Below are 10,636 nucleotides of genomic sequence, written 5' to 3'. Positions count from 1 at the left end.
GGGGCGGAGGGGCCGGGCGTCACCGCCCGACCCCAGGGCCGTCAGCCCGCCGCGACCGTCTTGTCGAATTCGGCCTGGAGCTTCGAGATCGCCTCATCCACGGTGATCTGCCCGTCCTGCATCTCGATGCGGACCTGACGGAAGAACGTGTTGAAAGCGCTCAGCGCCTCGTTCGACGACTCGTTGCTGTACCAGTTGAGGTTCGGATCCTCCAGGAGCGCGAAGTAGTCCGCGGCTCCGGGGATCTCGGTGTTGCGCTCGACCTCGTCCGACGCCGCGATGTTCGGGGCGATCCAGCCGAGCGACTCGATGAGGTTGGCGGCCTCGACCGAATAGAAGTACTCGAGGAACTCGACTGCGGAGTCGTACTCCGCGCCGTCCTCCTGCGCCTGCGCCGATATCGCCAGGCCGGACGCCGTGTCGCCCACGACCGAGTTCTTGAGGACGTTGATCGTGCCGTCATCCGCGGGGATGATGAACAGCCCCGCGTCGAACTCGGGATCGACCTTGTGGATGTCGTTCAATCGCCCGATGCCCGCCGACGATGTCGCCATGACGGCCTGGCCGTTGACGAGAAGCGTCGTCGTCTGGGCATCCGCCGTGGACTGCCATCCCTCGAGCACGAAGTCGTCCGTGATCTGCACGAGGCGCTCGAGCGGCTCGCGGAGGTCCTCCATGGACGCGGTCCCCTCGGCGACCGCATTCCAGAAGCCCTGCTCGGAGTACTCGGCGAAGACGGGCGCGGCGAGAGGCTTCCAAAGCTGGTCGCTCGGCCAGACCTCGGCAGCAGCCGTCGCAAGCGGGACATCGCCGTTCGCCTGGATCTCCTCAAGCAGCGCGATGAAGTCGTCGTACGTCTCCGGGACCTCGAGTCCGTTGTCCGCGAAGTACGACTTGTCGTAGACGATGTTGATGCCGATCTCGCCGTTGAGCGCCGAGGAGGGCACCGTGTAGACGTTCCCATCCTCGGCGGCACCGTACACGTCGGGGGCGAGCAGGTCGGTCACCGACTCGGGGATCGGCGCGAGCTTGCCCGCCTGGATGTATGTGAGCGTGTCGCGCATGTCGACGACAGCGGGCCAGTTGCCTGTCGCGTCCATGGTCTTGAGGGCCGTCGCGTAGTCGCTGCCCGCAGGGAGCGGATCGAGTTCGACGACCGTGGAGTCGCTCTGCTCGTTGAAGGCCTTCACAACCCCGTCCACGACCGAGTTCCAGGTCTCGTCGCCCGTCGCGTACAGGAAGCGGATGGTCGTCTTCCCGCCCGCATCGCCGGCGTCTGCGCCGCCCGCGCACCCGGCGAGCACGACGACCGCGGCTGCGGTGGCCGCGAGCGATGCGGCGGCGCGTCGGGATGCGCGGCGCCGGGCGTCACGCGTCTGTGCGTTCTGCATGTGATCTCCCTTGATTCGGATCGGACCGCGTCCGACTCCAGGAGCGTATCGCAAAGTGGACAACGTTTGCCACTTGTTTTTCCGGAGGCCGCACGACGCGGACTGACGACGTCAGCGCCGGGCGACGGCGGCGCCGTGCACGATGGGGGTCGCGCGCAGCGCGATGCGCTGGTCGGGCTGCGGATTCCCGTCGTCGAGGGCGAGCGAGAGTGCCGCCTCTCCGAACGCCTCAAGCGGCACCTCGACGGTGCTGAAGTTCGGGAGCACGTCGCCGAGCATCGGCACGTGGTCGAATCCGCTCACCTCGACGTCACCCGGGGCCTCGACTCCCTGCTCGCGCAGCCGGGCGATCACGCCGACCGCCATCGCGTCGCTCATCGCAGCGATCGCGTCGAGTTCCGCGACGGGCGTCGCCAGGTCGTCGACGGCGGCGTATCCGCCGTCCCGCGAGAACGAGCGATGCACGACGTCGCCCGAGAGGACGCTGATTCCGTGCCGATCGAGACCTTCGAGGAACCCCGCGACACGGTCCTGCGAGGTGATCTCGAAGTCGGGGCCCGAGACGACGGCGAAGCGACGATGACCGGCCAGCGCGAGGCCCTCGGCCAGCGCCGCGGCCGCCTCTCTGTTGTCGACGGTGACGGAAGGGAAGCGCAGGGCGCTGTGGCCGATCACGACCACGCGCGTGCCGTGCGCATCCAGCGTGCCGAGCTGCGCCGCGAGAGCGGCCTCGCGGCGCGCGTCGGTCGTCCGGCTCGTGCCGATCACGATCGCGCGGTGCCGCTCGCCGCGGAGCTCCTCGAGGAGGGCGATCTCGCGCAGGGGATCGTCGCGCGTCGTGCGCACGGCGACCGAGACGCCGCGCTTCTCGGCGGCGTGCATGACACCCGAGATCATCGTGGCCGACCCGAAGTCGTCGATGTCGCTCACAACGAGCGCGATCGTGCGGGCCCGCCCGCCCTTGATCGCCTGCGCCGCGGGGCTCACGGAGTATCCGAGCGCCCGCGCGGCGTCCTGCACGCGCTGACGCATCTCAGGGGAGCCGCTCTGCTTGCCGCGGACGCCGCCGTTCAGCACGCGCGACGCGGTCGGCACCGACACCCCCGCGAGTCGTGCGACGTCGGCGAGTGTCGGCGGCCTGTCGGCGTTCGGCATGAGCCCCCCTCGATCGATCCAGACAACGCTATCCACACGACGCCCCGATGTCGATTCGCCCCCTCCCCCGATCGCGCTCGCGTCGCGTGGAGGTCGGGCGGAAGGCGGCCCCGGCCATCCGCTCTCCCCGAGACTCGGCGTCCCCGACTCTGCATGTCTCACTTTCGGCGGGTTCGCGCCCGCCAGAACCGCGGAGAGCGAGACATGCAGGATCGAAGTGGGCGGAAGGGCGGCGGGGTCAGGCTCCCGCGCGGCGCTCGGGGATCCAGATGCGCATCGTGGAGGGGCCCCGCTCGGCCCACTCGTGATACGGGATGAGCGGCACGTCGACGATCTGCTCGTCGTCGGCGACCTCCGGATCCCCGAACGGCCATGGCGCGTCGACGGGGCGTCGGATGGCCAGGCGCGCGACGACGCGTCCGTCCTCTTCGCGCAGGGGCGCGTCGGGATCGATCGCCACGACATCGACGCCGATCCCCTCGGGGAGGTCGACCGACTCGAGCGCGAGCACCTCGGGGCCGCGCTCCACCGCCACCGTGCCCCGGATCGCGTCGATGCGCGCGTCCGGCCGCGTGAGCCGCGGGGCAACCGGGAGGCGCAGCGTCACGACGTCGCCCGCGGAGAACGCGCGACGCACGGTCGCGTACCCGGGTTCCGCCGCGAGCGTCTGGACCCCGCCGTCCGCCGAACGGACCTCGAGCGCTGCTCCGACCGCCCAGCTGGGCACGCGGAGCGAGAGCGTCCACTCCGCGTCCGCTGCGGCGTCCACGGTGACGCGGATGTCGCCGTCCGCCGGGTAGCCGGTCTCCACGTGCAGTGCGACGTCGTGCCCGGCGACCGTCGTGGAGATCGCCGCCGGAGCGTACTGGTGGATCTGGAGCCCCTCCTCGTCGACGGTCGCGACATACGCGGCGAGGCTGGCGAGGGTGCGGGCGACGTTGGGCGGGCAGCACGACACCTCGAACCACGGCGCGCGCAGCGACGACTCCGCACGCGCGGACGGCGCGTCCGGGTCGGCGACCTCTCCCGGCGTGCGCTGGTGCAGCGTGTTCGCGTAGTAGAACGCCGTGCCAGCGGACGAGGGCGAGGTCGCGACGACGTTGTACAGCGTGCGCTCGATGAGGTCGGCGTACTTCGCCTCCCCGCGCTCGAGCAGCAGGCGCCAGCTGAACTGGACCGATGCGATGCCCGCGCAGGTCTCGGAATAGGCGCGGTCGGGCGGCAGCTCGAAGTCGGCGCCGAACGCCTCGTCCTGGTGGTGGGCGCCCTGCCCGCCGGTGATGTACGTGCGGCGGGCGACCGTGTTGTCCCACTGCCGCACGAGCGCCGAGGACAGCTCGCCGTCGGCCGTCTCGACCGCGACGTCGAGCGCCCCCGACGAGAGGTAGTTCGCGCGCACCGCGTGGCCGCGGAGGACGTCGGCCTCGCGGATCGGGATGTCGTCCTGGAAGTACGAGCGGCCGAACTCGATGTCCGCGAGCACGCCCGTGCCGTGCCGGTCGACGAAGAGCTTCGCCTGCGCGATGTAGCGGGGCTCGCCTGTGACGCGACCGAGCTCGACCAGTCCCGTCTCGATCTCCGCGTGCCCGCACATCGACGGGATGCCGTCCTCGCCGAACACCTCGCAGACGAGGTCGGCGGCGCGTGTCGCGATCTCGAGGAGCCCGTCGTCGGCGCCGGGCTTCGTGCGTGCCCGAGCGACCGCGGCCTGGAAGAGGTGCCCGAGGCAGTAGAGCTCGTGCCCCCATTCGAGGTCGGACCACCTCGGGCCCTGACCGGGGCGGCCGAACCGCGTGTTCAGGTACCCATCGGGCTCCTGCGCCGCACCCACGACCGAGACGACGTCGCGGAACGCGCGCTCGAGCTCGTCATCGGGGGCACGGCCGATCTCCCACGCGAGCGCCTCGAGGTACTTGTAGACCTCGGAATCGGAGAACTCGCGACCACGGCGGCCCTCGGGCAGCCCACCGGCGACGGCGAGCTCGAAGTTGCGGATCCAGCCCTCGCGCTCGAGCCACGTGCCGATGTGCGCGAGGGTCGCGCGCCGGTTCACGTTCTGGCGCGAGCCCCAGAACCCTCCCGTGATCGCGACCTCGCCGATCCCCAGGGGACGCAGCGCGCCCGAGCTCGGCAGGACAGGAGCGGCAGCCGCCGCGGTCGCGCGGTGCGATGTGGTGAGTGTCATGATCATCCCTTGAAGGCGCCGGACATGAAGCCCTGCACGTAGTGACGCTGGAGAACGAGGAACAGGAGCACGCAGGGCAGCGCGAGGACCGCGACCCCGGCGAGCGTGGCGCCGTAGTCGATCACGCCCATCGTCTGACCGCGCAGGTTCGCGACCGCGAGCGGCAGCGTCATCCGATTCGTGTCGCTGATGAGGATGAGGGGCGCGATGAAGTCATTCCACGCGGTGAGGAAGGCGAAGAGCCCCACCGTGATGAGCCCCGGCTTGGTCGCAGGCAGCAGCACGCGCCACAGCGCCGAGAAGCTGTTGCAGCCGTCGACGAGGGCGGCCTCGTCGAGCTCGCGCGGGATCGACTCGAACGCGATCCGCATCATGAACGTGGAGAACGGCAGCTGGAACATCGTGAGCACGAGGGCGACGCCCACGGTCGTGTTGCCGAGGCCGAGGCCGTTGAGGATCACGTACAGCGGGATGAGGAGGGTCGCGTACGGGACCATGAGGATGGCCAGGGTCGTGAGGAACAGGGCGGTCTTCCCCGGGAACGAGAACCGGGCGAATGCGTATCCGCCGAGGAACGAGATCACGAGCGTGAGGATCACGGTGAGGCCCGACACGACGAGCGAGTTGCCGAGGTAGACCCAGATGCCCGCCTGGAACTCGGCGAGCGTCGCGTAGTTCCCGAGACCCCAGCCTTCCGTCTGACTCGTGCCGGCGCGCGGCGCGAACGACGACACGACGGCCCAGACGAGCGGGTAGAGGAAGACGGCCGCGAGCGCGGCCGAGAAGATGCCGAACGGCGCCCTCGCGAGCAGCCGGCGCCATCCGCCCTGCCGCGGCGCGCGCGACGCGCCGCGGCCCTCCGTGACGATGACCTCGGTCTCGGTCGGAGCGAGCGCGGTCATGTCAGCTCTCCTCTCCGCCGCGGAGCACCCGCAGCTGGAAGACGTTGATGACGACGAGGGCGATGAGCACGATGACCGACAGCGCCCCCGCGATCCCGAGGTCGTTCTGCCCCTGGAAGGCCATGGAGTACATGAGCTGCACGACGGTCATCGTGGAGTTGTCAGGACCGCCCTTGGTGAGGATGTAGAACTGCTCGAACGCGAGCAGCGAGCCCGTGACGCACATGACGATCGTGAGCGCGAAGGTGGGCCGCATGAGGGGCATCGTGACGTGCAGGAAGGTCTGCAGCTTCGAGGCCCCGTCGATGCGCGCCGCCTCGTACACCTCGCCCGGGATCGCCTGGAGGCCGACGAGCATGAGCAACATGTAGAACCCCGTGAAGCGCCACACGATGAGGAAGACCGTCGCCCAGAGCGCGCCGCCAGGCGTCCCGAGGATCGTGAAGCCGGATGACTCCATCCACTCCGCGAACGGACCCGCGATCGGCGAGTACAGGACATAGAAGAGGAGCGACGCCGAGGCGAGGCCGAGGGCGCTCGGCACGAGGAAGGCGGTGCGCAGGAACGACCGCCATCGCGACGACTCCTGGACGAGCAAGGCCAGCCCGAGGCCGAGGCCGATGAGGAGGACCGTCGCGGCGATCGTGTAGATCACCGTGAAGCGGATGGCCTCCCAGAACAGGCGGTGGTCGACGGCGGCGACGTAGTTGTCGGGGAAGTTCCAGCCCTGGAAGCCCGCGAGCAGCGGCCAGTCGCCGAGCGACATGGCCACGACGAGGACGAGCGGGACGACGAAGAGAACGCCGACGAAGAGGGCGGTGGGCGAGGCGTACAGCCATCCCTGGATGGCGTGCGCGCGCTGCGCGCGGGTCCGCCCGGGACGTCGCGCGGTCGTGGCGGCGGTGGTCATCGTGGATCCTTCTGTCCGATGCCGTCGGGGCGCTCCGCTGCGGGGAGCACCCCGACGGCGACTGTCACTGCGAGAGGATCTCGGTGATCGCGGCGTTGTCCTCTTCGAGGGCTCCGCCCTCGCCGAGCACCTCGTTGCGCACGAGGGTGAGCCAGGGGCTTCCCGCGGCGTTGAAGGCCTGCTGGAAGCTGACGGCCACGGGGGTGTCGCCCTGGGCGGCGACCTCGTTGATCGTCACGAGGCGCGGGTCGGCCGATGCGTGCTCGTTGTCGGCGAGGTCTCCGCGGGAGACCACGTTGCCGTTCGCCGCGAGGACGTCGACCTGCGTCTCCTCCGACATCATCCACGCGAGGAAGTTCCACGCCTGCGCAGAGAGCTCGGAGTCCTTCGAGATGCCGATGCTGTCGCCTCCGACGAACGTCGAGGCTCCTCCGTCGACGCCGGGGAGGCCCGCGACGCCCGCGTCGAACTCGAGAGCCGGAAGCAGCGTCGCCGGGTACGGCATGATGCCGACCTTGCCCTCCTGGAAGCCGGCGACCCACGTGGCGCCGGTCTCGTCCTCGGAACCGGGCGCGACGACGCCGTCGTCGACGAGGCCCTTCCACGTGCCGTAGATCTCCTGCGCGGCCTCGCCGTCGAGGAGCGACTCGGTGCCGTCCTCGCTGAGGACCTCCTCGCCCGACGCCCAGATCGACGGGAACCACGTGAAGAGGAGGCAGCCGCCGCAGTTGAGGCCGGTCGAGGTGCCGGAGACGCCGTCCAGGCCGAGCGCGTCGACGTCACGGGCGATCTCGGCGAACTCCGCGATCGTCTCGGGTGCCTTCTCGGGGTCGTGGCCCGCCTGCTCGACGAGCTCCTTGTTCCACATCATGACCGACAGGTCGAGCACGAAGGGCAGCGTGTACTCGGCATCGTCGATCGTGCCGGCCGACATGTGGCCCGCGTTGATCTCGTCGGCGTAGTCGAGCTGCTCGACGAGCGGCGAGATGTCCTGGAAGAGCCCCTGTCCCGCCCAGTTCGGCACGTAGACGACGTCGGCGGCGAACAGGTCCGGCAGCCCGCCGGACCCCGCGGCCGCGCCGACCTTCGCGACGTAGTCGTCGTTCGGGACGACCGTGAGCTCCACCTGGTTCTCGTGCGTGGCGTTGTACTCCTCCACGAGCAGCTTGGCCTGCGCCTCGATCGGCGCACGCGTCCACAGCGAGAGGGTGGAGCCGTCGTCTACGCCCTCGGCGGGGATCTCGTCGACCGCGGCCTGACCTCCGCTGCCGCCCGAGCACGCCGTGAGGCCCACCGCGAGCGCGCCCGCGACGGCGAGTCCTGCGGCGCGCATCGCTGTGCCGCGCCGGATGGTCGTGATCATGTGTCTGCTCCTCTGGCTCTTCGTTGAGCGAGCACGCCGCCGTTGCCGCCGATGCTCGACACGCCGCGCGAAAGCTTTCGAAACGGCTTTCGTTGAATCTAGCGGCGACACTTCGGGCCGTCAAGCACGACCGCGCAGAAATCCATGTAACGGTTTCGAGACTGTGGCACGCTAGAGCGATGAGCACGGAGCGCAACGGGCGGGCCGCCACCCTGAACGACGTCGCGCAGCGCGCGCGCGTCTCGGCGGCGACCGCCTCCAAGGCACTCAACGGCCGCACCGACGTCGCAGCGGCGACGAGGGCTCGCGTGCTGGCGGCAGCCGAGGAGGTCGGGTTCACCCCCAACGCGGTCGCGCGCGGCCTCACCGCCGGGCGCACGAGCACGGTGGGACTTCTCACGAGCGACCTCGACGGCCGCTTCGTCCTGCCCATCCTCATGGGTGCCGAGGACGCCTTCGGCGCGGGGCGCATCGACGTGTTCCTGTGCGACGCGCGCGGCGACGCCGTCCGCGAGCAGCATCACCTGCGCGCGCTGCTCAGCCGCAGGGTGGACGGGATCATCGTCGTGGGCGACCGCACCGATCCCCGCAGGAGCCTCGGCCGCGCGCTGCCGGTCCCCGTGGTGTACGTCTATGCACCGTCCAGCGATCCGCGCGACCTGTCGCTCACGCCCGACAACGTCGAGGGCGGCCGTCTGGCCATCCGCCATCTGCTCGCGTGCGGCCGCAGCCGCATCGTGCACATCGGAGGCGATCCCTCCTATGCCGCCGCGCAGGATCGCCTGAGCGGAGCACAGGAGGCGCTCGCCGCGGCCGGCACGGCCTTCGCGGCGGAGCCGATGCTCGGCGAGTGGTCGGAGCACTGGGGGCGGGCGGCTGCGGCCCTTCTGCTCGAGCGCGATCCGGAGATCGACGCCGTCTTCTGCGGCTCGGACCAGATCGCGCGCGGCGTGCTCGACGCGGCGCGCGACCTCGGGCGCGACGTGCCACGCGACCTCGCGGTGATCGGCTTCGACAACTGGACGGTGCTCGCGGAGAACTCGCGCCCGCGCCTGACGACGGTCGGCGTGGACTTCGAGGCGCTGGGTCGCACCGCCGCGCAGCACCTCTTCCACGCGTTCGACGACAACGGGATCGAGAGCGGCGTCCTGCACACGCCCGTCCAGCTCGTCGTGCGCGGAACGACCATCCCGGTCGACTGAGCGCGGGACACGACGCAGGAGATCCGCGCCCGACACGCCCCGGAATCCGGTTCCCGCAGCGCAGGCCGCGGAGAACTCCTGCGCTGTGTCCCGCACACCGCACCGCCCGCGGCAAGCCCTGCATGTCTCACTCTCGGCGGCTTCGCGCCTGCCAGAACCGAGAAGAGTGAGACATGCAGAGCATGCAGAGCCCCGAAGGGCAGAGCGCCGGGCTGCAGAGCCCTGACAGTCAGCGCCCCAGCGCAGAGCCGTCAGAGCGCGATCGGCGTCCGGCTCGTCAGAAGGCCCGCGTCGGCGAGGAAGCGCTCGAGCGCGATGACGGCGATTCCGGTGGACACGGTGCTCCCGCCGATCGTCGACACGCCGAGCTCGACGTCGGCCCCGGCCGTCCCGGGCGCCTGGTCGCGCAGGTGCTCGCGGGTCGCCGGCAGCAGGCGGTCGCCGAGCGCCCAGGCCGTCCAGCCGGTGAGCGTCACCACCTCGGGGTTGACGACCGCGACGAGATCGGCGAGCGCCGACCCCAGGTACCAGGCGGTGCGCGCGATCGTCTCGTCGACCGCCGCATCGTGCTCGGGCCCATCCGCCGCCCCGGCCATCGCCTCGATGAAGTCGCGCTGCGAGTCGAGCGCGAGAAGCGGATGGTCCGGGGCGATCTCGCGGAGGGTCTGCCGGATCCCGGGTGCTCCGACATACGCCTCGACGCAGCCGCGGCGGCCGCAGCGGCACCCGCGACCGTCCAGCGCGAGCAGCGAGTGCCCCCACTCCCCCGCGAGATTCGTCGCTCCGCGCAGGATGCGCCCCTCGAGCACGATCGCGGCGCCGACGCCCGTGCCGAGGTTCACGGTGACGAGACTCGAATGCGACCGGCCGCGCCCGAGCCAGAGCTCCGCCGTCGCGATGACCTTGAGCGGGTTGTCGATGACGAGCGGCAGCCCCACCCGCTCGCGCAGGCGGTCGAGCTCGACGGTGTGCCAGGTCCAGTTCGGCACGAGCACCGAGACGCCGGCGGGCGCCTGCACGAGCCCCGGCAGCGAGACCCCGACGCCGAGCACATCGCCCCGGTCGACGCCGCCCTGCTCGAGCACGCGGTCGAGCGCGCTGCCGATCGCCTCGACGACGGAGTCGGGGTCGAGGAGGTGCTCGTCGCGCGCGACGTCGACGAGCGCGATCTGGGTGAGCGCCGTGTCGAACAGCTCGGCGCGCACGTAGGTCTCGGCGACGTCGATGCCGACCACCCGGCCGCGATCCGGGTTCATCGCGAGCGTCGCCGTCGGCCGCCCGATCCGGCCGACCGTGACCTTGGTCTCGACGACGATGCCCTCGACGAGGAGCTCGCCCACCACCGTGGCGACGGTCGCCGGGCTGAGTCCCGTCGTGCGGGCGATCTCGTTGCGCGTGGTCTCGCCCTGCGACAGCAGGACATGCAGCACGTCGAGCCGCGACTCGCTCCGGATGTCGCGCGACGTGCGCCTCGAGACAGCCATGTTCACTCCCGCACCGCGGCCATCCGCATCGGGTCCGCCGCCGC

Annotated in this window: 8 protein-coding genes; 1 reads left to right on the top strand and 7 read right to left on the bottom strand. The window is 70.7% G+C overall.

Translation table 11 applies throughout. From position 1 onward, the window contains the following. Window positions 1-41 precede the first annotated feature (41 nt). From ACOWU6_RS06930 to ACOWU6_RS06905, 6 genes are all read right to left on the bottom strand, one after another. Window positions 42-1,391, bottom strand: a complete 1,350-nt coding sequence (locus ACOWU6_RS06930; protein ID WP_324013803.1) for an ABC transporter substrate-binding protein — start codon at window positions 1,389-1,391, stop codon at window positions 42-44. Window positions 1,392-1,502: 111 nt separating this feature from the next. Further along, on the bottom strand, window positions 1,503-2,546 hold the full coding sequence (locus ACOWU6_RS06925; protein WP_421075210.1) for a LacI family DNA-binding transcriptional regulator: 1,044 nt from the start codon (window positions 2,544-2,546) through the stop codon (window positions 1,503-1,505). Window positions 2,547-2,784: 238 nt separating this feature from the next. Then, window positions 2,785-4,731: a glycoside hydrolase family 127 protein gene (locus ACOWU6_RS06920; RefSeq protein ID WP_421075209.1), complete on the bottom strand. Its 1,947-nt coding sequence runs from the start codon at window positions 4,729-4,731 to the stop codon at window positions 2,785-2,787. A 2-nt stretch (window positions 4,732-4,733) separates the two neighbouring features. Next, on the bottom strand, window positions 4,734-5,633 hold the full coding sequence (locus tag ACOWU6_RS06915) for a carbohydrate ABC transporter permease (protein WP_421075208.1): 900 nt from the start codon (window positions 5,631-5,633) through the stop codon (window positions 4,734-4,736). 1 nt (window position 5,634) lies between these two features. After that, on the bottom strand, window positions 5,635-6,543 hold the full coding sequence (locus tag ACOWU6_RS06910) for a carbohydrate ABC transporter permease (RefSeq protein ID WP_421075207.1): 909 nt from the start codon (window positions 6,541-6,543) through the stop codon (window positions 5,635-5,637). 64 nt (window positions 6,544-6,607) lie between these two features. After that, window positions 6,608-7,906, bottom strand: coding sequence for an ABC transporter substrate-binding protein (locus ACOWU6_RS06905; protein WP_421075206.1), 1,299 nt, complete (start codon window positions 7,904-7,906; stop codon window positions 6,608-6,610). Window positions 7,907-8,085: 179 nt separating this feature from the next. Between ACOWU6_RS06905 and ACOWU6_RS06900 the strand changes: the two genes are divergently transcribed. Further along, window positions 8,086-9,108 (top strand): LacI family DNA-binding transcriptional regulator, encoded by a 1,023-nt coding sequence (locus ACOWU6_RS06900; protein ID WP_421075205.1) that lies wholly within the window; start codon window positions 8,086-8,088, stop codon window positions 9,106-9,108. A 251-nt stretch (window positions 9,109-9,359) separates the two neighbouring features. Here ACOWU6_RS06900 and ACOWU6_RS06895 read toward each other — a convergent pair whose 3' ends face one another. Further along, window positions 9,360-10,592 carry an ROK family transcriptional regulator gene (locus ACOWU6_RS06895; RefSeq protein WP_421075204.1) on the bottom strand — a complete coding sequence of 411 codons (1,233 nt, stop codon included), beginning with the start codon at window positions 10,590-10,592 and terminating at the stop codon, window positions 9,360-9,362. Between the last annotated feature and the right edge of the window lie 44 nt (window positions 10,593-10,636).

It is taken from the genome of Microbacterium sp. SA156, from assembly GCF_049065455.1.
Classification (GTDB): Bacteria; Actinomycetota; Actinomycetes; order Actinomycetales; family Microbacteriaceae; genus Microbacterium; species Microbacterium barkeri.
The sequence above is the reverse complement of the archived record's forward strand: the minus strand, read 5'-3'. Positions and strand labels throughout refer to the sequence as shown.

Coding starts and splice junctions, on each gene's coding strand:
- ACOWU6_RS06930 (WP_324013803.1), bottom strand. CDS start 1,391: ATGCAGAACGCACAGACGCGTGACGCCCGGCGCCGCGCATCCCGACGC.
- ACOWU6_RS06925 (WP_421075210.1), bottom strand. CDS start 2,546: ATGCCGAACGCCGACAGGCCGCCGACACTCGCCGACGTCGCACGACTC.
- ACOWU6_RS06920 (WP_421075209.1), bottom strand. CDS start 4,731: ATGACACTCACCACATCGCACCGCGCGACCGCGGCGGCTGCCGCTCCT.
- ACOWU6_RS06915 (WP_421075208.1), bottom strand. CDS start 5,633: ATGACCGCGCTCGCTCCGACCGAGACCGAGGTCATCGTCACGGAGGGC.
- ACOWU6_RS06910 (WP_421075207.1), bottom strand. CDS start 6,543: ATGACCACCGCCGCCACGACCGCGCGACGTCCCGGGCGGACCCGCGCG.
- ACOWU6_RS06905 (WP_421075206.1), bottom strand. CDS start 7,906: ATGATCACGACCATCCGGCGCGGCACAGCGATGCGCGCCGCAGGACTC.
- ACOWU6_RS06900 (WP_421075205.1), top strand. CDS start 8,086: ATGAGCACGGAGCGCAACGGGCGGGCCGCCACCCTGAACGACGTCGCG.
- ACOWU6_RS06895 (WP_421075204.1), bottom strand. CDS start 10,592: ATGGCTGTCTCGAGGCGCACGTCGCGCGACATCCGGAGCGAGTCGCGG.